Origin of the sequence: Bradyrhizobium sp. WSM3983 (assembly GCF_000473045.1) — a bacterium.
In the GTDB taxonomy this organism is placed as follows: domain Bacteria; phylum Pseudomonadota; class Alphaproteobacteria; order Rhizobiales; family Xanthobacteraceae; genus Bradyrhizobium.
Genome location: NZ_AXAY01000034.1, coordinates 24,008 through 47,336 on the forward strand (window position 1 = coordinate 24,008; position 23,329 = coordinate 47,336).

A 23,329-nucleotide genomic window follows, 5' to 3' on the forward strand; every position below is an offset into this window, starting at 1 on the left:
GCCAAGGGGAGTCCCGGAAGACGGCGTCACCGCCTCCGGAACCATGGTCAATTGGCGGCCGTACCGGCCTTGGTCTTCTTGGGCGCGCTGGTGGCGGCTGAGGCCTTCGGCGCGGGCTGCGGCGGGTCGGCGCGCATTCCGCCCCAGGGATCGCTGGACGCCTTGGCGTCCGGAATCTTCTTCAGCGTTTCCTTATAGGCCTTGTCGCGCGCGGCATCCGCGGCCTTCTCGTCTTCGGTTTTGGACGGGCCGTCCGCCATCAGATTGATATGGGGCGAATCCTGCGCGAAGGCCGGTCCAGCCACCAGCGCCAGCACTGCCGCCATACGGAAAAGCTTCATCAGTCACTCCTTGATCATCGATAGAGGGGGCGGATGCCGCACCCTGATCTTCTTCACGGCTCCGAGCGCCGCTTCAATCCGCTAGAGCCGATCCGATCTGCACGATTTCGGCCCGTGGAGCCAGTCGTCCCAGATCGGGCCGCACCTGGTGCAACCGTTCAACGCCAGACCAAGCGCGGCCAGGCAAACGACAAGGACACATCGACGCAACATCGTCCACCCGCTCCCAAGCGTGGCATCATATCGGGCGAAGTCGGGCATTTTCAAGCCGACGGATCGCGGGTGACTTTGCCGTGCCCAAGCGGGCAGAATGAGCGAAACATCCGGCAACAGGAGGGAACGACAATCATGCCACCGCAGCCAGACCCCGAGTTCGGCATCACCGACGCCAGACGCATCCTCGGCGAGGTCTTTGCGCCCTGGGTCCAGGATCTCAACCTCTTGGTCGAGCGCCTCGAGCACACCCCACCTGCCGACGCGCCGGACTGGCAGCCGGGCGCGCTGCTCCGCATGCCGTTCTCGGAGCGGCTGTGCCGCAATGGCGGGGTGGTCTGCGGCCAGGCGTTGATGGCGCTTGCCGACACCGCGATGGTGATCGCGAACCTCGCCGCCAATCGCGGCTATCGTCCGATGACGACGGTGGACCAGACCACGCATTTCATGCGCGCGGTCTCCTCGACCGACGTGCTGGCGGATGCGCGCGTGGTGCGGCTCGGACGCACCATGAGCTTCGGCCGCGTCACGCTGCTCTCCGCCAGCGACAACAAGCAGGTGGCGATGGTGTCGAGCGCGTTCGCGATGTTACCGGGCTGAGCGTCATCCGAAAAGAAGAAAGGATGGACGACAGCGAGAGCGTAGCGGAAGGTTTGCGGGACAAAACTCGGCGGGAAGGGACTCGCCGCTCCAAGGTCGTAAACGAAGTCTGAAGCGCTGCGCAAGTAGCGACAGTATTGAGTTTAGATCAAAGCAATTTCTATGCGATATTTCACAATCGACATGATGGATGAACGCGGATGATCGAGAAGCGTGCAGCGCAACGTTATCGGGTTTTCAAGGGTGGCACGATCACCTTTGAAAATTGCGGCATCGCGTGCACCGTACGAAACATGTCTGACAGCGGCGCCGCGATCGATCTCGAGAACCCTGTCATATTGCCGCGATCGTTTACGTTGTCGATTTCACGCGACAGTTTCGTGCGGAATTGCCGCACGGTGTGGCGCAACGACAAGCGCATCGGCCTCGCCTTCGTGCAGTAGCGCGCATGATGTGAATGACCGTCCGCATCGCATGCACGCAAACATCATGTCGACCTGGATTGAATCCGGCAGCGTCCGCGCGCGGGATCAGCTTGATGAGATGAACGGCGCGGCTGGTGTTGGCGTACAGGATCTGGTTGACCGGATCGAACGCCGCACTACCCAGTTCACCCCGCCGCCGGTGAAGGGAAACGCCAGCGTGCTCTCTCAGGCGAGACATCGCCGCGCCGCAAGCAGCAGGACGAGGCATGAGCACATATCGCAGCCGCTCCGCCACCGCGCGCTTCGCGCTATTTCGGCTTCTTCGTGGGCTCGCTCGGACGCGCCCCGCCCCACGGGTCATACTTTTCCTTGGACTCCGGAATGCGCTCGAGCGCGGCCTTGTAGGCCTTCTCGTCCACCTTGGGCTTGTTGTCCGCCTTGGCGCCGCTCTCGTTGGGCTGGCGCCGCCCGCCACCACCCATCTGCGCCTGCGCCGAAGCAACGGTCAGCGCCAGCACCGTGGCCGCTATGACCAAAATTCTCATTGGTGCAATCCCCCTCGTCTGGGATACAAACTAGCCTGCAATCCGCAAATAGCAAATGTGGCCGGTTTCCACCCCTTCAGCAAATGTTGATCGGCCGGGACTTCGTCCCGTCGAATTTGCGCCTATCTGTTGGCCCGCAGGGGACCTTCACGAATGTTGCGGATTGTTGCACATGTGGCGCTGCTCGCCAGCGCGCTTGCGCTCGGCGCGTGCGGCTTTGCCGACAGCCGCGCCCCCGTGCCCGACTTCATGCGCCTCAAGGAAGCCGACCAGCCGCCGCCCGAACCGCCACCCGACATCAAGCGCGTGGTCCGCGAGCAGATCGAAGTGGTCTTCCTCAACACTTCCTATCCGCGCGAGGTGCAAGTCGCCCTGCCCCATCACGAGGTCCGCGGAGCGGGCTGGACGGCCTGTGTCCGCGCGCAACTCACCTCGGCCACCGGCTCTGCGCTGGGCACCCAGACCTACATCGTGACGATCAACGGCGGAAAGGTCGTCGACCGGCGGCGCGCGGAAGCGGATGACATTTGCGGGTCGGAAGCCTACGAGCCGATCTAGCGATCGATCGCGCCACGACATCCGGTTCCGGGAAAAACCTGTAATTCAGCCGGAACGATCGTCGCCTCCCATTCTTGTTACCGCCGAGGGCAGTTTCGGAGGAGGACAGGATGAGGACGTTCACAATGGCACTGCTGGCCGGTGTCGGGGCCCTCGCTGCGGCGAGCGGCACGAAGGCCGCGGATCTGTACACGACCAGCGGATACACCAGCCCCGATCTCATTCAGCAGGTCCGGCTCGTCTGCGATGACGCCGGCAATTGCTATCGCACCCATGGCGGCGCGCGTGTAATCGTGCGCGACTCCTACGCCACCATGCCGCGCGATCGCTATTACGAACGCCGCACCTATCGCGACTGGGACGATGGTCCGCGCGGCGGCGTCGGCATCCGCGCGCCCGGCGTCAGCGTCGGTGTCGGCGACCGCGACCGCTGGTAACGTCTCCGTCGTGCAAATGCTGAAAGCCTCGCCGACGCAAGTCGGCGAGGTCTTTGCGCGCCTAAACTGGAAGAGCGTGCGGCGGATTTCCCGAATTCCGCGTCTAACGGCGCGGTTTCGTCTGCATGGTCACGCTTGGGCGCGATGCTGTTCCTCAAACTGCTCGTAGGCGTCGATCGCATCGGCGGCATACATCAGCGACGGTCCGCCGCCCATATAGACGGCCATGCCGAGCGCCTCCTCGACCTCCTGGCGGGTTGCGCCGAGCTTGACCAGCGCTTCGGCATGGAAGCCGATGCAGCCGTCGCAATGCGCGGCCACGCCGAGCGCAAGCGCGATCAGCTCCTTGGTCTTCTGGTTCAGCGCGCCGTCGCCTGAAGCTGCTCGGGCCAGAGCCGAGAAGCCCTGCATCGTATCGGCGATATCGCCGCGCAGCTTGCGCAGGTTTGCCGAGATGCCCTTGCAGATGTCAGGATAGTTCTTTTCCATCGTCGCCTCGTTTAGCTGGGATTGACTGTGATCGCGGGCCCGTCCGCTGCCGGCGCCCGCAGCGCGACGTAGATCGCGGGAATGACGAGCACCGTGAGCAGCGTCGACGACGCGAGCCCGAACAGCAGCGAGATCGCCAGTCCCTGGAAGATCGGATCGAGCAGTATCGTCGCCGCACCGATCATGGCCGCAAGCGCCGTGAGCAGGATCGGCTTGAAGCGGACCGCGCCGGCCTCGAGCACCACCTCGCGCAGCGACCTGCCCTCGACGCTGCCGTGGCGGATGAAATCCACCAGGAGGATCGAGTTGCGCACGATGATGCCGGCAAGCGCGATGAAGCCTATCATCGACGTCGCCGTGAATGGCGCGCCCAGCAGCCAGTGCCCGAGGAGAATGCCGATCAACGTCAGCGGGATCGGAGTCAGGATGACGAGCGGCAGGCGGAAGCTTCTGAACTGGGCGACGACTAGCACGTAGATGCCGAGGATAGCCGCGCCGAAGGCGGCTCCCATGTCACGGAACGTCACCCAGGTGATTTCCCATTCGCCGTCCCACAACAGCGTCGGACGCGACTCGTCGGATGGCTGGCCGTGCAGCCTGATCGCGGGCTTCGGCAGCCTGCCCCAATCGTGGGCGTCGACGCGGTCCGCAACCGCGAGCATGCCGTAGAGCGGCGCCTCGAAGCGCCCGGCAAGCTCCGCCATCACCATGTCGGCGAAACGCCCGTCCCGACGGAAGATCGTCGGCGAGCCCTCCTCCAGGATCGCCTTCACGACCTGCCCCAGCTCGACCACTGTCTTGCTGCCGGGCAGCGTGTTGGCGGGCACCGGCGTCGACGCCAGCGCTTCATCCCAGACGAGGCCGCTCTTGCCGAGATGCACAGCAATCTCGATCGGATTACGGTCCTCGCCGCGATGCGAATAGCCGATCGAGACGCCGCCGAACAGCGCCTGGATCGTGTCATAGACGTCGCGCTGTTCGACCCCGAAGAATTCAAGCCGGTCCTGATCGATCGACAGCCGCAGTCGCGGCCTCTTCTCGCCCACGGAATCGTCGATGTCGACGATGAACGGAACCTCGGCGAAGATCTTCTTGAGCTCGGCCGTGACGGCGCGGCGTGTCGTCGCATCGGGACCATAGATTTCGGCCAGCAGCGTCGAGAGCACGGGTGGCCCGGGCGGCACCTCGACCACCTTGATGCTCGTCCCTGCGGGAGGATCGAGCGCCTTAAGCTTCTGGCGCAGCTCGAGAGCGATCTCATGGCTGGCGCGCTTGCGCTCGCCGCGCGACGTGAGATTGACCTGCACTTCGCCCAGCTCGGGTCTCTCGCGCAGATAATAATGCCGCACCAGGCCGTTGAAATTGAATGGCGCCGGCGTGCCGGCATAGGACTGCAACGACGTGACCTCCGGCAATTGGCGCGCGATCTGGGCCGCACCAAACAGCGCGCGCTCGGTCGCTTCCAGGCTCGCCCCTTCCGGCAGATCGATCACCACGGCGATCTCCGACTTGTTGTCGAACGGCAGCAGCTTGACCGTCACCGACTTGGTCGCAAACAGCGTCATCGACAGCAGCGTCGCGATGCCGACGCCGAGCAGGAAGATCCACGCCGAACGGCGGCTCCGAACGACTGGTCTGGCCAAGCGCCGGTAGAGCCGGCCGAGACGCCCTTCATCGTGCGCTGCGTGCACCGGCGCAACATCGTCCCGGGGCGCCAGCTTCAGCATCAGCCAAGGCGCGACCACCATGGCGACGAAGAAGGAAAACAGCATGGCCGCCGACGCGTTCGCAGGAATCGGCGCCATATAGGGCCCCATCAGGCCTGACACGAACAGCATCGGCAACAGCGCCGCGACCACGGTCAGTGTCGCGACGATGGTGGGATTGCCGACTTCCGCGACCGCTTCGATCGTCGCCTGCAAGCGCGGCCGACCATCGCGCATGCCCCAATGGCGCGCGATGTTCTCGACCACGACGATGGCATCATCGACCAGGATGCCGATCGAGAAGATCAGCGCGAACAGGCTGACGCGGTTGATCGTGTAGCCCATCAGATTGGCGGCAAACATGGTCAGCAGGATCGTCGTCGGAATGACGACCAGCGTCACCAGTGCCTCGCGCCAGCCGATCGCGATCGCGATCAGCACGACGATCGAGACGGTTGCGAGCCCCAGGTGAAACAACAGCTCGTTGGCTTTCTCGTTGGCGGTCTCGCCATAGTCGCGCGTCACCGTCACCTGGACGTCGTCCGGGACGAGGCGCGACTTCAATCCCGCCAGATGGCTGGCGATATTCTCCGAGACGACCACGGCATTGGCGCCGGGGCGCTTGGCGAGCGCCACGCTAACTGCGGGTGTCCGCGACCATTGCGCCTTTTCGTCACGCGAGTCGTTCCAGACCCGATGCTCGATCGTGTTCGGCCCGATAATGACGGACGCGACATCCTTGACATAGACCGGACGCCCGTCGCGGCTCGTGATAAGCAGCAGTCCAATGTCCGGAATACCTGACAAGGTTTGGCCGGCCGCGACGTTGCGCACGGTGCCGGCTCCTCGGACCTGGCCGGCGAGGAACGAGCGATTGGCGTCCTTCACCTTGGCCACGAGTTGCTGGAGCGTGACACCGAACAGCGACAGCTTCTCCGGATCCGGTTCGACCCTGATCTGTTGCGCCGCACCGCCGGAAATGTAGGTCAGGCCGATATTGTCGACCTTCATCAGCTCCGCACGCAGTTTTTCGGCGAGCTCATACAGGTCCTTGTCGGTCCAGCGCGAAGCGGCTTCCGGCTTCGGCGACAGCGTCAGCACCGCAACCGCAACGTCATTGATACCGCGTCCGACGATCAACGGTTCGGGGATGCCGACGGGAATGCGGTCGAGATTGGCGCGGATCTTCTCGTGGACGCGCAGGACGGCATCCTCGAACTTGGTGCCGACCAGGAAGCGCGCGGTCACCATCACGCGGTCGTCCTCGGTCTGGCTGTAGACATGCTCGACGCCGTCAATGCCCTTGACGATGGATTCCAGCGGCTTGGTGACGAGCTCGACGGCATCCGGTCCGCGCAGGCCGTCGGCATTGACGCGGATATCGACCATGGGAACGCTGATCTGCGGTTCCTCCTCGCGCGGAATCGCGACGACGGCGATGAGCCCGACGACGAGCGCGCCAAGCAGGAACAGCGGCGTGAGCGGCGATGCGATGGTGGCCTTGGTGAGCCGGCCGGAGAGCCCGAGGGTCACGGCCGCACCAGTTGGTCGCCGACGTTGATACCGGAGAGGATTTCGAGCCCGTCGGGAAGCGCGGGCATCGGCATTTCGCGACCGCGCTGCACCGGCACGTCGACCATTTCGCCGCCCTTCCGAAGCCGGACGTAGTCGATCCCGAACCGGGTCGTCACGTAGCTTGCCGGAATGACGAAGGCAGACCGCGCTCCGCCAGAAATCCACACCCGCAGCCTGTCGCCGACGAAATATTCACCAAGCCCGTCGACCGTCGCATCCGCGATCACGCGACCTTCCTCGATCTGAGGGTAGACGAGGTCGATCGCACCCCATTTGGAGGCCTCTCCGGCAAGCTCCGCGCCGTCGATGCGAATCCTGTCGCCCGCCTTCAGGAAGCGGGCATGCCGCTCCGGCACGCGCAGCCGCAACTTGAAATTCTGTTGCGCAACCGTGACGATGGGATCGCCGGCCAGCACGACAGATCCCACGGCAATGAGCCGCTTCAGCACACGCCCGTCGGCCGGCGCGAGCACGCGCCCCTGGTTGAGCTGCTCGTTGATCACAGCACGCTCGGCGGTCTTGGCGCGCAGGCCATTGTCGGCCACGTTGAGCGCCGTGCGCTGCTCGTCGAGCTTCACGCGCGGCAGAATGCCACGCTCGACCAGCCCCTCCGTCCGGGTGAAGTCGATCTGCGCCTGATTGGCCTGGGCCTGAAGCGCCTCCATCTGCGCATCCAGCGACCTCATCTGGAGAACGAGCTTTTCGTCCCCGATGGTCGCAATCGTCTGGCCAGCGGTGACGCGGTCACCCTCCCTCACGTCGAGCCGCGCCACCGTGCCGCCGATTCTCCCGCGCGCGGGCACGACGCTGATGCTTTCGACCGTCGCGAAGACAGCCTTCTCGTCCGTAACCGGCTGTTGCGCCACGGTCAGGGCTTCCGCCGCGGCGAGGTTCGTCGGCACGGCAACGGCCGCAACAGCCGCTGCCAGGCGCAGAGCTCGCATGAGATTCGTTCGCATGGTCATCGAACCTTCGCACCGCGGCTGCGGCGCTCCTTCTTTCATATTCACCATCATTGGCGGAGGGCTTGTTGATCTCGCTCAACGCGCCACTCCGAACGCGCGCGTAGGTTCATCTCGTCTTTACGGACTTCGGTGCGCAGAAAACCTGGTAGAGCGTCTTGAGCACCTCGCGCGCGGGCTCGCTTGCGATCGAATAGAAGATCGTCTGCCCATCGCGTCGTGCCGACACCAGGCCATCCTTGCGTAGCAGCGCGAGGTGCTGTGAAACCGTGGAATCCCGCAAGGACAGGAATTCGGCGAGCTCGCCAACCGAACGTTCGCCATCGATGAGCTGGCAGATGATCAGGAGCCGGTGCCTGTTGGACAGCGCCTTCAAAAGTTCGCTCGCCTGATCGGCTGCCTGCTCCATGACTTCGCTATTTATTTTCATAGTTGCGTATATACGCAATTACGAATATATTGTCAAGTATCTGCACGACAGCCGGGCTGAACCGGCGGAGCAATCGATCCAATGGAGGTGACCATGGCGGAAGTCGTCGTAATCGGAGCTGGTCTGAGCGGAACGCTGATGGCCTATGAATTGCTGCCGCAGTTGAGAAAGGAAGATCGCCTCAGCGTGGTGTCGCAGGGCGCGATCTATCACTTCGTCCCGTCCAATCCCTGGGTTGCGGTCGGCTGGCGCAAGCAGAGTGATATCGAGATCGATCTCGCCGACATCATGAAACGCAAGGGCGTGAACCTGATGACGCAGGGCGCCCGCCGCGTCCATCCTGCCGAGAATCGTGTCGAGCTCGGCGACGGCACGTCCGTCAACTACGATTATCTGGTCGTCGCAACCGGCCCCGAACTCGCCTTCGACGAGATCCCCGGCCTCGGGCCGCAGGGCCACACCCAATCGATCTGTCACGTCGATCATGCGATGCAGGCCAGAGAAGCGTTCGAGAAGCTCGCGGCCAATCCCGGACCGGTCGTGATCGGTGCGGTCCAGGGCGCCTCCTGTTTCGGCCCGGCCTACGAGTTCCTGTTCATCCTCGAAACCGAGTTGCGCCGCCGCAAGCTGCGCGACCGGGTGCCGATGACATTCGTCACGTCAGAGCCCTATATCGGCCATCTCGGCCTCGACGGCGTCGGCGACACCAAGGGCCTGCTGGAAAGCGAGATGCGCGAGAAGCACATCAAGTGGATCACCAACGCGCGCGTGGACAGCGTCAGTTCGGGCATGATGTCAGTCGAGGAACTGGCCGAAAACGGTACGGCCCACAAGGCGCACGACCTGCCTTTCGCCTATTCGATGATGCTGCCGGCGTTCCGCGGCGTCGAGGCCGTCCGCGGCATCGAGAGGCTGACTAATCCGCGCGGTTTTGTTGTCGTCGACAAGCATCAGCGCAACCCGGTCTTCTCCAACGTCTTCGCAGTCGGCGTCTGCGTGGCGATCGCCCCGGTCGGCACGACTCCCGTGCCGGTCGGCGTGCCCAAGACCGGCTTCATGATCGAATCGATGGTAACTGCGACGGCGCTGAATATCGGCGCGCTGCTCCGGGGCAAGGAGCCGACCGCGCAGCCGACCTGGAACGCGATCTGCCTGGCGGATTTTGGTGATACCGGCGTCGCCTTCCTGGCCCAGCCGCAGATTCCGCCGCGCAACGTCAACTGGTCGTCCAAGGGCGAGTGGGTGCACTACGCCAAGGTGGCGTTCGAAAAATATTTCCTGCGCAAGATGCGCCGCGGCGAGAGCGAGCCGTTCTATGAGCGCTTCCTGCTCGACAAGCTGAACATCGCCAAGATCAAGGAGGTCAGGACCGGCACATGAGCCAGATGCGATGGATGCGCGCAGCATCGTCGCCTGGACCGAGACCAGCCTTGCCCGTTCTTGCCCGATCCTGACCTCATCACCTCTCAAAGGAGTTTGCCATGAATGTCGATAAAGCCGTTCTCGCTTTCGCAGGCCTCGTCGTCCTGCTCGGACTCGCGCTCGGCACTTACGTCAACGCCTACTGGTACCTGCTGACGGCGTTCGCCGGCCTGAACATGATCCAGGCCTCATTCACCGGCTTCTGCCCGGCGGCGATCGTTTTCAAGAAGCTTGGGCTGCGGGGCGGCTGCGCGTTCTCATAAGCTCACGGACATAGCCGCAAACGTTGCTGCGGGGAAATTTGCCATGACCGACGACACCTTCATCGAGGGACCGCTCTACGAGAAGCGCAAGAAGGTGTATCCGCAATCGGTCCACGGCCCCTTCCGCCGCATCAAATGGGCGATCCTCTGCGTCACGCTCGGGACCTATTATCTGCTGCCGTTCGTGCGCTGGAATCGCGGGTCTGGTCTGCCTGACCAGGCCGTGCTGATCGACCTCCCGCACCGCCGCTTCTACTTCTTCTTCATCGAGCTGTGGCCGCAGGAGGTGTACTACTTCACAGGTCTCCTGATCATCGCGGCGATGACGCTGTTCCTGATGAACGCCGTCGCGGGCCGGCTGTGGTGCGGCTACATGTGCCCACAGACGGTGTGGACCGACCTATTCTACGCGGTCGAACGCTGGGTCGAGGGCGATCGGCGTGAGCGCATGCTCGGCGACAAGCGGAGCTGGAGCTTCGACCATCTCCGCAAGGTCGCGTTGAAGCACTTTCTCTGGATCATGATCGCCTGGTGGACCGGCGGCGCGTGGGTGCTGTATTTCGCCGACGCGCCGACGCTGGTGAAGGAACTGGCGACCTTCGAGGCGCCCTTCATCGCCTATCTCTGGATCGGCATTCTCACTGCCACGACTTACGTCTTTGCCGGTCACGCCCGCGAGCAGGTCTGCATCTACATGTGCCCATGGCCGCGCATCCAGGCGGCGCTGACCGACGAATGGGCGCTCAACGTCACCTATCGGCGTGATCGCGGCGAACCGCGCATGTCGGTGAAGAAGGCGGAAGCAGTCCGCGCCCATGGCGAGGTCGCCGGCGACTGCGTCGACTGCCATCAGTGCATCAATGTCTGCCCGACCGGCGTGGACATCCGCCACGGCATCCAGCTCGGCTGCATCCAGTGCGGCCTGTGCATCGACGCCTGCAACAACGTCATGCGAGAGATCGGCCGGCCAGCCGGTTTGATCGGCTACGACACCGACATCAACATGCAGCGCCGCCGCGACGGCAAGGCGCCGATCTACCGCGTGATCCGCCCGCGCACGCTGATCTATGCCGCGGCCATCGCCGTCGTCGGCAGCATCATGCTCTATACGCTCGCCACGCGCGCAACGATGGACGTCAACGTGCTGCATGAGCGCAATCCGCTGTTCGTTCAGCTCTCGGACTGCGGCGTGCGCAACGACTACACTGTACGCATTCTCAACAAGGGCGCGCAGCGATCGTTCGCGCTCGAGCTCTCCGGCCTGCCGGGCGCGACCATTCGCGTCGCGGGCGTCGAGACCGGGCCAGACGGCAAGCCGGTCGTCGAGGTCGGCCAGGATCAGACCCGCGAGGTCAGGCTGTCGGCGCAGGTCAACCCAGCTCATCTGCCGCAGACCTCTCGCGAGATCGAGATCGGGATCACCGATATTGCCGGCGGCGGACATGCAAGCGCCAGCGACCATTTCATACCGGCAGGCCAGTGACAGCACCCGCATCCAATGCAGCATCCGGCGGCCGAATGCTCAATGAGACATTAACAATACCACTCGAATTGAAGCGGCGTCCCAACGGGATTTACCAATCTTTGCGCTAAGCATGACCGCGTAACGCCGGCTCTAGGCTAGCGTGAACGGGGACGACGGGACGTGATCGACATCGCGCATCAGGCTGCGATCAATCCGGCATCGGCAAAGGACGCCGCGCGCGCGCTCGTGCCGCTCACGGCGATCGAGCCCGGTCAGTGGCGCGCGCTGGCGCAGCGGGCGGTCGAGCCGAACGGCTATTATTTGCCCGCCTGGGAGCTCGCCGTCAGCGCAACAGCGCGCGGCCGTATCGGCGCCTCGGCCCTGTCCGTCTGCGGCGGCTCTTCGACGCGGCTGATCGGTTTGATGCCGGTCGTCTCGCTCTGGCAAGCCTGGAAAATCCCCCTGCCCGCGCTGGTGAGCGCGCATCCCTATGGCACGCTGTGCAGCCCGCTGATCGACCGCGACGCTTCGATCGAGGCCGCGACGCGCCTGCTGCAACGCGCGCGCGAGGCTGGCGCGCATGCGCTGATCCTGCGCGACGTCGCGCTTGACGGCGCCGCGATGGCGTCGCTCAAGGAAACGCTCGGCCAGGCCGGCCTGAGGCCACGCGTGCTCGGCTCCTATGTCCGCGCCAGCCTCGATTCGACACAGGATGGCGTCAAGCTGTTGCACGAGGCTCTCGGCACCAAGAAACTCAAGGAGCTGCGCCGCCAGCGCCATCGCCTGGAGGAGCATGGCGCGATCAGCTTCGACGTCGCGCGCAAGCCCGACGAGATCAAGCCCGCGCTCGAAACCTTCCTGCAGCTCGAAGCCAGCGGCTGGAAAGGCAAGCGCGGCACCGCGCTGATTCAGGATGCAGGCGATGCGACCTTCATTCGCCGCGCCGTCCCGGCGCTTGCGGAAACCGCGCAGTGCGAGATCGTCACCTTGCGCGCCGGGGCGACGCCCGTAGCCGCCGGTATCGTGCTGCGCCACCAGGACCGCGCCTTCTTCTTCAAGCTCGGCATCGATGAGCGCTTTACGAAATATTCGCCAGGCGTGCAGCTCACGCTCGATCTGACGCGTCATCTCTGCGCCGACCCCTCCATTGCGAGTGCGGATTCCACTGCAAGCGCCGATCATCCCATGATCAACCCGATCTGGCGCGGGCGCTTTGCGATCGGCGATGTGCTGATCCCGCTGCGACGGCATGATCCGATGGTGGCGCTGATTCACGGAGCGCTGGTCGCGCGTGGCTTGGCGCGCGAGACAGCGCGCCGCGCGATCCACCTCCTCCGCAAGTAGGCGCGCGTTACTCCGCTGCCTGCGCGTTGATCTCCGCCGAAACCTGGCGGATGGCACGCGCGAGCATGTTCGGATCCTGCGCGCCGGAAACGGCGTATTTCTGCGCGAACACATAGGTCGGCACGCCGGAGATGCCCTTCTCGGCGGCTTCCTGCGCATCCGCCGATACGCGCGCGACGTCCTCGTCGGTGGCTAGGCGCTTGCGCATGTCGTCGGCATCGAGGCCGATATCGGCCGCCGCCTGCACCAGCACGTTGAGGTCAGTGAGATCGCCACCATCGCGGAAATAAAGCTCCATCAGGCGCTGCTTCATCTCGGGCGCCTTGCCGATCGCCTCGGCCCACAGGATCAGGCGGTGACAGTCGGTCGTGTTGGGCTGGCGCGCGACCAGCTCCGGCTTGTAGACGAGGCCCTCATCGGTGGCGGCCGCGACCACACGCCCCGCAATGCCCTTATAGGCCTCGACAGAACCGAACTTGGTGGTGAGATAATCCTCGCGGCTGATGCCCTCGCGCGGCACCCAGGGATTGAGGAAGAAGGGGCGGAAATTCAGCTTGACCGGAACGTCCGGCACGAGCGCGAGCGCGCTCTCGATCCGGTGCTTGCCAATATAGCACCAGGGGCACACCACGTCGGAGACGACATCGATCTGGAGCGGTTTTAGGGTGCTCATGGGGCGCCTCCTTATGGTGCAGGGTTCGCCCAAACATAAGCCGAACCCGCCCCGAGGCAAGGGTGCTAGGTCAAGGATGCTAGGTCATGGCCGCGGCCATCTGTTTCAGCCACCCGCCGGTGCGCTCGTCGGCCGGAAAGAACGTCTCCAGCGCGAGCTCTGACAGGGTGATGTCGACGGGCGTACCGAACACCATGGTCGTAGAGAAGAAACTTAGTATCTCTCCCTCATGACGCAGCTTGAAGGGGATCGCGACATTGTCGGTCGACAGCGGTCCCGAGCGCGCCGGAATGGGATAGCTCTTGAGGTCATTGTAGAGCTTGATCAGCTCGGGATCGGCCGTCGCCTCGCATTGCCGGTGCAGCCGCTCGAGCAGATGCGCGCACCACTCCGCAAGATTGACGGTGCGGGGCGCCAGCCCCTCGGGATGAAAGGCGAGCCGCAACACGTTGAGGGGCTGGCCGAGCAGCCGCTCGGGAATGCCGGCGAGCAGCGGTGCCACCATGCGGTTGGCGGAGACCAGGTTCCAGTGCCGGTCATAGGCCAGCGCCGGATTGGGCTCGTGCGCCTTGAGGACGAGGTCGATCGCCTGGCGAGCTGATTTCAAGGCGGGATCCTCCAGCGGACGCTGCGGAAAGGCCGGCGCGTAGCCGGCCGCGACCAGCAGCACATTGCGTTCGCGCAAGGGCACGTCGAGGCGCTCGGCGAGCCTCAGCACCACCTCGCGCGACGGCGCGGCGCGGCCGGTTTCGACGAAACTCAGATGCCGCGCGGAAATCTCGGCCTCGCCCGCGAGATCGAGCTGGCTCATGCGGCGGCGCTGCCGCCATTCGCGCAAATGATCGCCGATATGGATCGGCTGGCTGCGTTCGGCCTGTGCCGTGGATGCATGTGCGTTCATGGTCGGAAATCTACCACGCACATTTCGCCCCATCCATTACCCCCGAGGTAATCGAATTGGGGCTTTGACCGGCGCATCTTCCGTCACGACAGGAGATGACCATGATCGTGCTGCTGCTCTACCGCTCTCTCGCCGACCACATCCTGCCTCGAATCGTTTCTTGGGCCGTGACGTTCGCGACCCGGATGCTGGCACGCGGGCTCAACATGCCCGAGCCGCTGGTGCATTCGACCGGCGACTATGTCGTCGCGCAGGTCACGGCCTTCGAGCACAGCGTCGGCAGAAGCCTCTGCCCATTTCGCCTCGCCCGACTGCTCCGCGCCTGGTGGCGTGGATTGCATTGAGTTCACCCCAAGCCAACCCAACCATGGAGACCTCTGATGATCGACGCATCCACTTTTTTGCGCCGTGCCCTGCTCGCCGACGCCGTGTTCAGCGGTGTCGCCGCGCTCGGCCTCACCTTCGGCGCCGGCGCGTTCGCGACTTTGTTCAACCTGCCTGAAGCGCTGTTGCGCGAGACCGGCCTGTTCCTGATCGCCTACACCGCACTGGTCGGCTGGCTCGCCTCGCGCACAGCGGTGCCGAAGCCACTCGTGCTCCTGGTCGTGGTCGGCAACGCGGCCTGGACGGTGGGCAGCATCGCGCTGCTGTTCTCGGGCGCAGTATTGCCGAACCTCGCCGGCGAGCTGATGGTCGTGGCGCAGGCGATCGCCACCGGCGTGTTCGCCGAGTTGCAATATGTGGGCTTGCGGAAGAGCGGGAGCGTCGTGGCGGCGTGAAGTTGCTGGGTACCCGATGCCCCGCTTTGCGGGGCATGACGGCGGAGCCAAAGGCAAAAGCGCGGGTTACACCCGCGCGCGGCCGCTCGCCTTGGCAACGGCATGACCGTTGAGCTTCTTCTTTTTGGCAGCCTTTGCGCCCTTGGCGCCCGCCTTCTGCGCCTTGCGCTCCGCGCGCGCCTTCACCTTGGCGCGTTCGGCGCGGGCCTCGGCGCGCTGCTTCTTGCGCTTGGCTTCACAGGAGGGGCACTTGCAGCCGATCGGCTTCAGATAGGCTTTGAAGTAGTCGGTGCCATAATCGTAGTTGATCTCGTCGCCTGGCTCGATGTTCTTGATGGCGCGGATGAACACCTTGCGCTCGCGCGGACGCACGTCGGATTCCGCGTTGGGCCGGCAGGAATGGTTGATGTAGCGGGCCACGTTCTTGCGCACCGAGCCGTCGATGGTCCAGCGGCCGTTGAGCTCGAACAGATATTTGTTCTCGATGTCGTCCTGCTCAGGAATGCGGCAGTCCAGGATCGGTCCAAAATAACGGATGATCCGGGTGCCCTTCTTGATCGGCATGGTGGCGAAGAGGCCAAGTCCGGTCTTGGAACGGCCGACGCGATAGGATTTGCTGGAAGCGATGACTGGCATGATCAAGTGTAACGAGGACGCGAACCGGGCTACATGAGCCCAAGCGAAGCCGCTCTTCTAGAACGATTCCGCGCCGATGTCAGGTCTATCCAGACCGTGTTTGAACCTTGCCCACAGTGAAGATGTGCAAAGCCACGAGTTCCACGGAGGCGTCAACGCCAGAGCACGGTAAAGGTTGCGGACGTTTCGTTCAGGTGCTTGCCGCTCGTTCAGGTGCTTGGCGGTTTTCCCGCCACTGTCGACTTCAGGATCGCTTCCAGAAGCTGCTCGGCCGTCGTGCCATCAGGCAGCCGTTCCAGAATATCCTCGAGCCGCCCGTCGAGCAGCAGCATGGTGAAGCCGTGCACCATCGACCACGCCCGTGCGATCGCAGCGCCCTGCTCGATGGTCAGCGTGTTGCCGCTGATCGGCTCCTGCCGCATCGCGCCGATGGCGTTGGCAAGTCCGGCAAACGAGGATTCCGCGGCCTCGTGCAGCGAGGGCCTGGAATAGTCCAGCCGCTCGGTGCGGAACATCAGGCCGTACATGCCGGGATGGGCCTGGGCATAGGCGACGTAAGCTTTGGGCCGCGCCAGCGCCCGTTCCAGCGGCGAGGTGACCGCGTCGCATGCGGACGCCATCGCGGCGTTGAACTGGCGGAAACCGATCGCGGCGAGCTCGCTGACGAGCCCGGTGAGATCGCCGAAATGATGGGTCGGGGCCGCATGCGAGACGCCAGCCTCGCGCGCCACCGCGCGCAGCGTCAGGCCGGCGAGCCCGTCGCGCTCCAGTACCCGTTCGGCCGCCTGCAGCAGCGCCTCGCGCAAGGCGCCGTGGTGATAGGGCGTCTCGGTCTTCGCGCTCGCCGGACCGCGCGCCGGGCGAGATGCCGGCAGTGTCTTCTTCGGGGGGCGCGAGAGGCGCGCCGTTTCGTTCCTGGTGTCGGTCTTGCCCATTTACAAGCTATATGCCGCAATATTGACAGTGTAAAGATTTCACTTGACGGAAGCCGTGCTTGGCTCTATCTCATCTTTACGATGTAAAGATAAGGAGGGATGCGCCGTGCAGCAGCATGCGACCGCCGAGCGCCGCAATAATATCGCACCGATTCCGTTCGAGGCAGACGCGCCTGTCCTCAAGATCGTCGGCGAATTGCCGCGCGAGCTGAACGGCACGCTCTATCGCAACGGCCCCAATCCGCAGTTCGAATCCCCAGGCGCGCACTGGTTCGTCGGCGACGGCATGCTGCACGCCTTTCATCTTGAGGAGGGGCGCGCTTCCTACCGCAACCGTTGGGTCCGCACGCCGAAATGGCTGGCCGAGCACGATGCCGGCCGCGCACTGTTCGGCGGCTTCGGCCGCAAGCTGCCGGATGCGCCCGCCAACCTCACCGACGGCGGCGTCGCCAACACCAACATCGTCTTCCATGCCGGCAAGCTGCTCGCGCTGGAAGAGGGACATCTGCCGACCGAAATCGAGCCGGGCACGCTCGCGACCCGCGGCTATTGCAACTATCAGGGCCGCGTCGCCGGCAGCTTCACCGCACATCCGAAGATCGATCCCGTCACGGGCGATCTGGTGTTTTTCGGCTACAATGCGGCGGGACCGCTGACATCTGCCCTCTCCTACGGATCGATCGACGCGTCCGGAAAAGCCACGCGCTTCGAGCGCTTCGAGGCGCCCTATGCCAGCATGGTGCACGACTTCATCGTCACCGAGAACCATGTGCTGTTTCCGATCCTCCCCATTACAGGCAGCATGAATCGCGCGATGAAGGGCAAGCCGCCCTATGCATGGGAGCCCGAGAAAGGCGCCTATGTCGGCGTGATGAAACGGAACGGATCGAGCAAGGACATCGTCTGGTTCCGCGGCGAGACCTGCTATGTCTTCCACGTCATGAATGCCTGGGAGGACGGCGAGCGGATCATCGCCGACGTCATGCAGTTCGAGGAAGCGCCGCTGTTTCCGCATCCCGACGGCCGGCCGACGAATCCCGAGAAATCGTTTGCGCGCCATTGCCGTTGGACCTTCGATCTCGCCGGCAACACCGACAGTTTCCAGCAAACATATTTGGACGATCTCACCGGGGAATTCCCGCGGGTCGACGACCGCCGTGCCGGCTTGAAAAGCCGTCACGGCTGGTACGCCTGCGCCAATCCGAAGGCGCCGATGTTCGGCGCGCTGTCCGGCATCGTCCATGTCGACGGCATGGGCAAGCGCCTCGGCCAGTATCTGCTGCCAACGGGCGACACTATCTCCGAGCCTGTCTTCGTCGAGCGATCGAAGGAGGCGCCCGAAGGTGACGGCTGGCTGCTGGCGGTGATCTGGCGCGCGCGGGAAAACCGCAGCGACCTCGCCGTGTTCAACGCCACCGACATCGAGGCCGGCCCCGCCGCGCTGGTCCAGCTCGGCCATCGCGTGCCCGACGGCTTTCACGGCAATTGGGTGGGAGCGCAGTAGCTTCCTGTCCTTGTCATTTCCGGGGCGCGCCACTTGGCGCGAGCCCGGAATCTATCGAGCCGCAGAGACCGTCTCACGATGGATTCCGGGTTCGCACTGACGTGCGCCCCGGAATGACGGCAAGAGGAGACTTCGCATGCACGTCCCCACGATCACGGCGAACTATCTCGCCATCCTCGCGCTGATCTACGCTGCGCTTGCGCTGCAAGTCATCCGGCTGCGGCGGAGCAGCGGGGCCCCGTTCAACGACGGCGGCAACGAAGGCCTGCGTAGCGCGATCCGCGCCCATGGCAATTTCATGGAATACGTCCCCATCATCGCGCTGATGGTGGCGTTTCTCGAAATGTCCGGCGCGTCGCCATTGCGCATTCATCTGCTGATGGGCGCGCTCGTGCTGTCGCGGCTGCTGCATCCGCTCGGCATGTACGCGACGCCCGGCTCGCTGCGGTTCGTGATCTGCCGCGGCGGCAGCATCTTCCTGACCATCGGCCTTCTGATCTCTTGCGCGCTGACCATCCTGTCGCGCCTGCCCTGGGCCGCCGTCGTCGACGAGTTGGCAGATCAAGCCATTGCGACAATTGAGTTTTTACAGGTCATTCACGTAATTTTGACACTGTAAAGATTTCGCTTGACCCGGCGCCGACCCCGAACTATCAATCTTGACATCGTAAAGATTGGTTCGAGCGAGGCGACCATGACGATCTTCCTGATCCTTGCCCCCTACGGCGTCTACACCTTCCTGATGTTCATGACCTCGGCCACGATCAGCGTGTTCGCGGCCTGCGCCATCTGCCTCGTCACGATCGCGATCGATGTTGCTTGCGGTCGCTCGGTGAAGATCCTGGCCACGGGCTCGGCGATCCTGTTCGCAGGCATCGGCCTCTACCTTGCGCTGCGCGACCCCTCGCTCAGCGCGCTCGGCGTCAAGCTCTCGGTCGATATCGGCATCTTCATCATCTCGCTCGGCTCGATGCTGGCGCGCCGGCCCTTCACGCTGCAATACGCGATCGAATCCGTCCCGGCCGAGACCGCGGGCATGCCCGGCTTCCTCACCGCCAATTACATCATCACCGCCGCATGGACAGTGGCCGCTCTGCTGATGATGGCCGCCAACATCGTGCTGCTCTACTTCCCGGGCCTGCCGGTCTGGCTGGGCCTCGCGGTCGCCTTCGCCGCCCGCAACAGCGCGATCTATTTCACCAAATGGTATCCTGAATATCGCCAGATCAAGTATGGTGCGCCGGCTGGCGCGCTGCCCAAAGCCCAGTGAGACAGGACCGACAATGAAGGACGTATTCGCCCGCCTCGTCTCCGACTTCCTGTCTGCCATCGTCTTCCTGGTGATCTATCTCGTCACCGACAACGTCATCCTGGCGACGTCGGTGGCGATTGCCGGCGCGATCGCGCAGGTGATCTATGCCCGCGTCAAGGGGCGCGAGCTCGGCTACATGACCTATGCCAGCGTCGCGCTCGTCATCGTTCTCGGCACTGTCACGCTGCTGACCAACGATCCCCGCTTCATGCTGGCCAAGCCTGCGGTCGCGCATTTCGCGATCGGCGCGATCATGCTCAAGCGCGGCTGGATGCTGCGCTACATGCCGCCGCTCGTGGTCGAGACCGCGCCTGAATACGTCACCGCTGCCGGCTATGCCTGGGCCGCGCTGATGTTCGTTCTCGGAGCCGGCACCATTGCGGTCGCCGCCACCGGCGATCTGAAGCTGTGGGCGTTCTACATCTCGGCGGTTGCGGGCGGCGCCAAGGCCCTCGCCTTTGCCGTGCAGTACGTGGTGTTCAGGCTCGTCGTCACCAGCCGCCGGCGCGCCGCCGCCCGCGCCTGAATGCCGCCCGAGGGGGCGTTAGGCAGCGGCTTCAAGTTGCGCTATAGGCTCGGCCCAGGACGGGTTGCGGATCATCGCAGCCCGCCGGGACATTGTTCGGGAGACGCGAATGGCCGTGGACGGCAACTGGAATCTGACCATGACGACCCCGATGGGCGAGCGCCAGGCGACGCTGAGCTTGAAGGAAGCGGGCGGCGCGCTCACGGGCACCCAGGGCGCTGACGGCAATACCGCCGAGATTTTCGACGGCACCGTCAGCGGCGACGCCGTCAACTGGAAGGTCTCGATCACCAATCCGATGCCGTTGACGCTCGAGTTCATCGGAACGGTTTCCGGCGACAGCATGAGCGGCGAGATGGGCATCGGCCCGATGGGCAGCTTCCCGTTCACGGGGGCAAGGGCTTGAGCGCGTCTCTCTTGTCCCGGACGCGGTGCAGCATGTAACGCTGCTCCGCAAAGCCGGGACCCATGCCGCCACAATGGACCCCGAATCAGCAGCGCAGCATTTCATGCTGCGCGGCGTCCGGGGAAAGTAGCCTCAGCCCAGATTCAACTCCTTGAAGAAGTCATTCCCCTTGTCATCGATGATGATGAAAGCCGGGAAGTCGACGACTTCGATGCGCCAGATCGCTTCCATGCCGAGCTCGGGATATTCGAGCACCTCGACCTTCTTGATGCAGTGCTCGGCGAGGTTCGCAGCCGCACCGCCGATCGAGCCGAGATAGAAGCCGCCATATTTCTTGCAAGCCTCGCGCACCGCAGGCGCACGGTTGCCCTTCGCCACCATCACCATCGAGCCGCCTGCGGCCTGGAACTGGTCGACGAAGGAATCCATGCGGCCCGCCGTGGTCGGGCCGAACGCACCGGAGGCGTAGCCTTCGGGCGTCTTGGCCGGGCCGGCGTAATAGACCGGATGGTTCTTGAAATAGTCCGGCAGCGGCTCGCCCTTCTCCAACCGTTCGCGCAACTTGGCATGCGCGCTATCGCGCGCGACGATCATGGTGCCGGTCATCGAGACCCGCGTCTTGATCGGGCTCTTCGAGAATGTCGCCAGAATGTCCTTCATCGGCTGGTTGAGGTCGATCTTGACGACCTCGCCACCGAGCGACTGCTCGACCTGCGGCAGATATTGCGCCGGGTTATGCTCGAGCTCCTCGAGATAGACGCCATCCCTGGTGATCTTGCCGAGCACCTGGCGGTCGGCCGAGCAGGACACGCCGAGCCCGATCGGCAGCGAAGCACCGTGACGCGGCATGCGGATCACGCGCACGTCGTGGCAGAAATACTTTCCGCCGAACTGCGCGCCGACGCCCAGGCTTTGCGTCATCTTGTGGATTTCCTTCTCCATCTCGACGTCGCGGAAGGCGTTGCCGTCGGGCGAGCCGTGGGTCGGCAGCGCATCGAGATAACGGGCCGACGCCAGCTTCACCGTCTTCATGCAGAGTTCGGCCGAGGTGCCGCCGATGACGATGGCAAGGTGATAGGGCGGGCACGCCGCGGTGCCGAGCGTCAGGATCTTCTCTTTCAGGAAGGCGAGCAGCCGGTCCTTGGTCAGCACCGAGGGCGTGGCCTGAAACAGGAAGCTCTTGTTGGCGGAGCCGCCGCCCTTCGCCATGAACATGAACTTGTAGGCCGAATCTACGTCTGAAGAGCCGCCCTCGGCGTAGATCTCGCACTGCGCCGGCATGTTGTTGGCGGTGTTCTTCTCCTCGTACATCGAGAGCGGAGCGACCTGCGAGTAGCGCAGATTGCGGCGGAGATAAGCGTCGCGCGCGCCTTCCGACAGCGCCGCTTCGTCGTCACCATCAGTGATGACGTTGCAGCCCTTCTTGCCCATGATAATGGCGGTGCCGGTGTCCTGGCACATCGGCAGCACGCCGCCGGCGGCGATGTTGGCGTTCTTCAAAAAGTCCAGCGCCACGAACTTGTCGTTCGGGCTCGCCTCGCCGTCCTCCAGGATCGCGCGGAGCTGCTTCAAATGACCGGGGCGCAGATAATGGTTGATGTCGCCGAAAGCCGCTTCCGACAGCGCCCGCAGCGCCTCGCGCGACACCACCAGCATGTCCTTGCCCAGGACCTTCTCGACCCTGATCCCTTCCGCCGTGATCTTCTTGTAGGGCGTCTCGTCCTTCCCCAGCGGGAACAGCGGCGTGTGCTTGTACGGGGGGACGGGCTGGGACTGATCGGGAAAGGCGGTGGGAGCGTTCATGGAGCGAATCTCGGGTTCTGGAGCCCTCGCGGGCCTCTAAGCATAGAAGCGTTCTAAGCTTTTTTGCCGCAAAGGGAAGGCGCTCTGGCGCGGCCGAGGCATCCCGATTCGGCACCATGGCGGCCATTTTGCGGTCCCCTCCTTCGATCAGCGGGTGGTCGTGGTCGTGACCAATCAAGCGGGGTTGCACCCCTTGCACTTCGCGCGCGGCGACGGTTGAATGCGCGCCGTAAGGGGCTTTTCATCATGATTTTCAAACTGGACGTTCGCGGCGCGATGTTGGTCGCCGTCGCAATCATCGGCCTTGTGACCCTCGCCGCGCCGGCGCGCGCCGACCAATGTGACGACATCGCAAAGCAGCTCGCCGGCGGCATCGACGGGCTGAAGGTCAACTTCAAGGCCGCCAACATCATCTACCTGACCCACCCCGCGGCAAAGGAGCTGTCGCTTGGCTGCCGCGCCCAGGGACAGACCTATTCCAACGAGCTCTATGCCAAGGGCGACCGCAAGCCGACGCCGCAGTTCTATGATCTGGTCGCCTCCGCAGCTGCGATCACCTTCACGGTGACGAAGGACGACACCACGACCGGCGCGACGCGCTGCCTCAAGCGCATGGGCCTCTTGCGTGGCGACAAGGTGACGATGCGCTACAAGCGCCTCAACATGGAATGCACGCGCACCAAGACCGACGCGTCGATCGCGATCACGCGGCCGAAGGACGAGTAGGCCACACACGAGGAAGAAGTCAGATCCCTCGCATTTTAGCGATTGGCTTGACGGAAGTTTCGTCCCCTCCGGGGCAGGGTCAATTGTTTCAATCTGTGAGGATTTGTGGATGAGCGTTTCCAGCGTTGCGCCGCCGCCTGTCACGATCGTAGTCCCGAGCTACGACACGACCAAGCAGCCGGACGACCAGACCAAGACCAAGGACAACGACCCGACCTATCAGCCGACGCCGCCTGCGCCTCTACCGCCGGGCCAGGGCACGCGGATCGATCAGTTCGCCTGATCCGGCTTGCCTGCGATGGATCGCCCGGTCCGGTTGACCGGGCCTTTCGCGCGTCCGGCCGCATCTTCGC

The 23,329-nt window shown here is 64.1% G+C and carries 28 protein-coding genes; 17 read left to right on the plus strand and 11 right to left on the minus strand.

Features of this window, described 5'->3' with window-relative positions; translation table 11 throughout:
- Window positions 1-47: 47 nt before the first annotated feature.
- The gene (locus tag YUA_RS0134330) at window positions 48-341 is read right to left on the minus strand and encodes a hypothetical protein (RefSeq protein WP_027534732.1); all 294 of its coding nucleotides are present in this window, start codon (window positions 339-341) and stop codon (window positions 48-50) included.
- Window positions 342-689: 348 nt separating this feature from the next.
- On the opposite strand from YUA_RS0134330, the gene YUA_RS0134335 reads away from it, so the two are divergent.
- Window positions 690-1,154 carry a PaaI family thioesterase gene (locus YUA_RS0134335; protein WP_027534733.1) on the plus strand — a complete coding sequence of 155 codons (465 nt, stop codon included), beginning with the start codon at window positions 690-692 and terminating at the stop codon, window positions 1,152-1,154.
- A 200-nt stretch (window positions 1,155-1,354) separates the two neighbouring features.
- A complete protein-coding gene (locus YUA_RS0134340; RefSeq protein ID WP_027534734.1) occupies window positions 1,355-1,597 on the plus strand; it encodes a PilZ domain-containing protein in 243 nt (80 codons plus the stop codon).
- Between the two features lie 290 nt (window positions 1,598-1,887).
- Here the strand turns inward: YUA_RS0134340 and YUA_RS0134345 are convergent, their stop codons facing one another.
- On the minus strand, window positions 1,888-2,124 hold the full coding sequence (locus YUA_RS0134345) for a hypothetical protein (protein ID WP_027534735.1): 237 nt from the start codon (window positions 2,122-2,124) through the stop codon (window positions 1,888-1,890).
- A 153-nt stretch (window positions 2,125-2,277) separates the two neighbouring features.
- On the opposite strand from YUA_RS0134345, the gene YUA_RS0134350 reads away from it, so the two are divergent.
- Both YUA_RS0134350 and YUA_RS0134355 read left to right on the plus strand, forming a co-directional pair.
- Window positions 2,278-2,682 (plus strand): hypothetical protein, encoded by a 405-nt coding sequence (locus tag YUA_RS0134350; protein WP_027534736.1) that lies wholly within the window; start codon window positions 2,278-2,280, stop codon window positions 2,680-2,682.
- Window positions 2,683-2,792: 110 nt separating this feature from the next.
- Window positions 2,793-3,119, plus strand: a complete 327-nt coding sequence (locus YUA_RS0134355; RefSeq protein ID WP_027534737.1) for a hypothetical protein — start codon at window positions 2,793-2,795, stop codon at window positions 3,117-3,119.
- Between the two features lie 129 nt (window positions 3,120-3,248).
- On the opposite strand, the gene YUA_RS0134360 is transcribed toward YUA_RS0134355, so the two are convergent.
- The 4 genes from YUA_RS0134360 to YUA_RS0134375 form a co-directional block, all read right to left on the minus strand.
- Window positions 3,249-3,608 (minus strand): carboxymuconolactone decarboxylase family protein, encoded by a 360-nt coding sequence (locus tag YUA_RS0134360; protein WP_027534738.1) that lies wholly within the window; start codon window positions 3,606-3,608, stop codon window positions 3,249-3,251.
- 11 nt (window positions 3,609-3,619) lie between these two features.
- Window positions 3,620-6,847, minus strand: coding sequence for an efflux RND transporter permease subunit (locus tag YUA_RS0134365; RefSeq protein ID WP_027534739.1), 3,228 nt, complete (start codon window positions 6,845-6,847; stop codon window positions 3,620-3,622).
- On the minus strand, window positions 6,844-7,833 hold the full coding sequence (locus tag YUA_RS0134370) for an efflux RND transporter periplasmic adaptor subunit (protein ID WP_027534740.1): 990 nt from the start codon (window positions 7,831-7,833) through the stop codon (window positions 6,844-6,846). The genes YUA_RS0134365 and YUA_RS0134370 overlap by 4 nt, the downstream gene beginning before the upstream one ends.
- Before the next feature lie 127 nt (window positions 7,834-7,960).
- Entirely contained in the window at window positions 7,961-8,260 is a 300-nt protein-coding gene (locus tag YUA_RS0134375; RefSeq protein ID WP_245285331.1) for a helix-turn-helix transcriptional regulator, read from the minus strand.
- Window positions 8,261-8,374: 114 nt separating this feature from the next.
- Between YUA_RS0134375 and YUA_RS0134380 the strand changes: the two genes are divergently transcribed.
- The 4 genes from YUA_RS0134380 to YUA_RS0134395 all read left to right on the plus strand — a co-directional run bounded on the left by YUA_RS0134380 (window position 8,375) and on the right by YUA_RS0134395 (window position 12,775).
- Window positions 8,375-9,661, plus strand: a complete 1,287-nt coding sequence (locus tag YUA_RS0134380; RefSeq protein ID WP_027534742.1) for an NAD(P)/FAD-dependent oxidoreductase — start codon at window positions 8,375-8,377, stop codon at window positions 9,659-9,661.
- A 101-nt stretch (window positions 9,662-9,762) separates the two neighbouring features.
- Window positions 9,763-9,966, plus strand: a complete 204-nt coding sequence (locus YUA_RS0134385) for a DUF2892 domain-containing protein (RefSeq protein ID WP_027534743.1) — start codon at window positions 9,763-9,765, stop codon at window positions 9,964-9,966.
- 43 nt (window positions 9,967-10,009) lie between these two features.
- Window positions 10,010-11,449 (plus strand): cytochrome c oxidase accessory protein CcoG, encoded by a 1,440-nt coding sequence (gene ccoG, locus YUA_RS0134390; protein WP_027534744.1) that lies wholly within the window; start codon window positions 10,010-10,012, stop codon window positions 11,447-11,449.
- Between the two features lie 162 nt (window positions 11,450-11,611).
- Window positions 11,612-12,775: a GNAT family N-acetyltransferase gene (locus tag YUA_RS0134395; RefSeq protein ID WP_027534745.1), complete on the plus strand. Its 1,164-nt coding sequence runs from the start codon at window positions 11,612-11,614 to the stop codon at window positions 12,773-12,775.
- Window positions 12,776-12,782: 7 nt separating this feature from the next.
- Here the strand turns inward: YUA_RS0134395 and YUA_RS0134400 are convergent, their stop codons facing one another.
- Both YUA_RS0134400 and YUA_RS0134405 read right to left on the minus strand, forming a co-directional pair.
- A complete protein-coding gene (locus YUA_RS0134400) occupies window positions 12,783-13,448 on the minus strand; it encodes a DsbA family oxidoreductase (RefSeq protein ID WP_027534746.1) in 666 nt (221 codons plus the stop codon).
- Between the two features lie 79 nt (window positions 13,449-13,527).
- A complete protein-coding gene (locus YUA_RS0134405) occupies window positions 13,528-14,349 on the minus strand; it encodes a helix-turn-helix domain-containing protein (protein ID WP_027534747.1) in 822 nt (273 codons plus the stop codon).
- 101 nt (window positions 14,350-14,450) lie between these two features.
- Here YUA_RS0134405 and YUA_RS0134410 point away from each other — a divergent pair, with 101 nt between their 5' ends.
- Both YUA_RS0134410 and YUA_RS0134415 read left to right on the plus strand, forming a co-directional pair.
- Window positions 14,451-14,693 carry a hypothetical protein gene (locus YUA_RS0134410; protein ID WP_084293065.1) on the plus strand — a complete coding sequence of 81 codons (243 nt, stop codon included), beginning with the start codon at window positions 14,451-14,453 and terminating at the stop codon, window positions 14,691-14,693.
- 36 nt (window positions 14,694-14,729) lie between these two features.
- A complete protein-coding gene (locus tag YUA_RS0134415) occupies window positions 14,730-15,128 on the plus strand; it encodes a hypothetical protein (RefSeq protein WP_027534749.1) in 399 nt (132 codons plus the stop codon).
- 66 nt (window positions 15,129-15,194) lie between these two features.
- Here the strand turns inward: YUA_RS0134415 and YUA_RS0134420 are convergent, their stop codons facing one another.
- Both YUA_RS0134420 and YUA_RS0134425 read right to left on the minus strand, forming a co-directional pair.
- Window positions 15,195-15,764, minus strand: coding sequence for an SET domain-containing protein (locus tag YUA_RS0134420; RefSeq protein WP_027534750.1), 570 nt, complete (start codon window positions 15,762-15,764; stop codon window positions 15,195-15,197).
- A gap of 209 nt (window positions 15,765-15,973) precedes the next feature.
- Window positions 15,974-16,699 (minus strand): TetR/AcrR family transcriptional regulator, encoded by a 726-nt coding sequence (locus YUA_RS0134425; protein WP_027534751.1) that lies wholly within the window; start codon window positions 16,697-16,699, stop codon window positions 15,974-15,976.
- Between the two features lie 106 nt (window positions 16,700-16,805).
- Between YUA_RS0134425 and YUA_RS0134430 the strand changes: the two genes are divergently transcribed.
- The 5 genes from YUA_RS0134430 (at window position 16,806) to YUA_RS0134450 (ending at window position 20,447) form a co-directional block, all read left to right on the plus strand.
- Window positions 16,806-18,203, plus strand: a complete 1,398-nt coding sequence (locus YUA_RS0134430) for a carotenoid oxygenase family protein (protein WP_027534752.1) — start codon at window positions 16,806-16,808, stop codon at window positions 18,201-18,203.
- A gap of 136 nt (window positions 18,204-18,339) precedes the next feature.
- Window positions 18,340-18,822: an MAPEG family protein gene (locus tag YUA_RS45960; RefSeq protein WP_051383536.1), complete on the plus strand. Its 483-nt coding sequence runs from the start codon at window positions 18,340-18,342 to the stop codon at window positions 18,820-18,822.
- Between the two features lie 75 nt (window positions 18,823-18,897).
- On the plus strand, window positions 18,898-19,473 hold the full coding sequence (locus tag YUA_RS0134440; RefSeq protein WP_027534753.1) for a hypothetical protein: 576 nt from the start codon (window positions 18,898-18,900) through the stop codon (window positions 19,471-19,473).
- Between the two features lie 13 nt (window positions 19,474-19,486).
- The gene (locus YUA_RS0134445; RefSeq protein ID WP_027534754.1) at window positions 19,487-20,041 is read left to right on the plus strand and encodes an inner membrane-spanning protein YciB; all 555 of its coding nucleotides are present in this window, start codon (window positions 19,487-19,489) and stop codon (window positions 20,039-20,041) included.
- A gap of 109 nt (window positions 20,042-20,150) precedes the next feature.
- Window positions 20,151-20,447, plus strand: coding sequence for a hypothetical protein (locus YUA_RS0134450; protein ID WP_027534755.1), 297 nt, complete (start codon window positions 20,151-20,153; stop codon window positions 20,445-20,447).
- A gap of 132 nt (window positions 20,448-20,579) precedes the next feature.
- Here the strand turns inward: YUA_RS0134450 and YUA_RS0134455 are convergent, their stop codons facing one another.
- Entirely contained in the window at window positions 20,580-22,250 is a 1,671-nt protein-coding gene (locus YUA_RS0134455; protein ID WP_027534756.1) for a fumarate hydratase, read from the minus strand.
- 246 nt (window positions 22,251-22,496) lie between these two features.
- On the opposite strand from YUA_RS0134455, the gene YUA_RS0134460 reads away from it, so the two are divergent.
- Both YUA_RS0134460 and YUA_RS51335 read left to right on the plus strand, forming a co-directional pair.
- Window positions 22,497-22,976 carry a hypothetical protein gene (locus YUA_RS0134460; RefSeq protein ID WP_027534757.1) on the plus strand — a complete coding sequence of 160 codons (480 nt, stop codon included), beginning with the start codon at window positions 22,497-22,499 and terminating at the stop codon, window positions 22,974-22,976.
- Window positions 22,977-23,085: 109 nt separating this feature from the next.
- Window positions 23,086-23,259, plus strand: coding sequence for a hypothetical protein (locus tag YUA_RS51335; protein ID WP_198029560.1), 174 nt, complete (start codon window positions 23,086-23,088; stop codon window positions 23,257-23,259).
- Window positions 23,260-23,329: the final 70 nt, after the last annotated feature.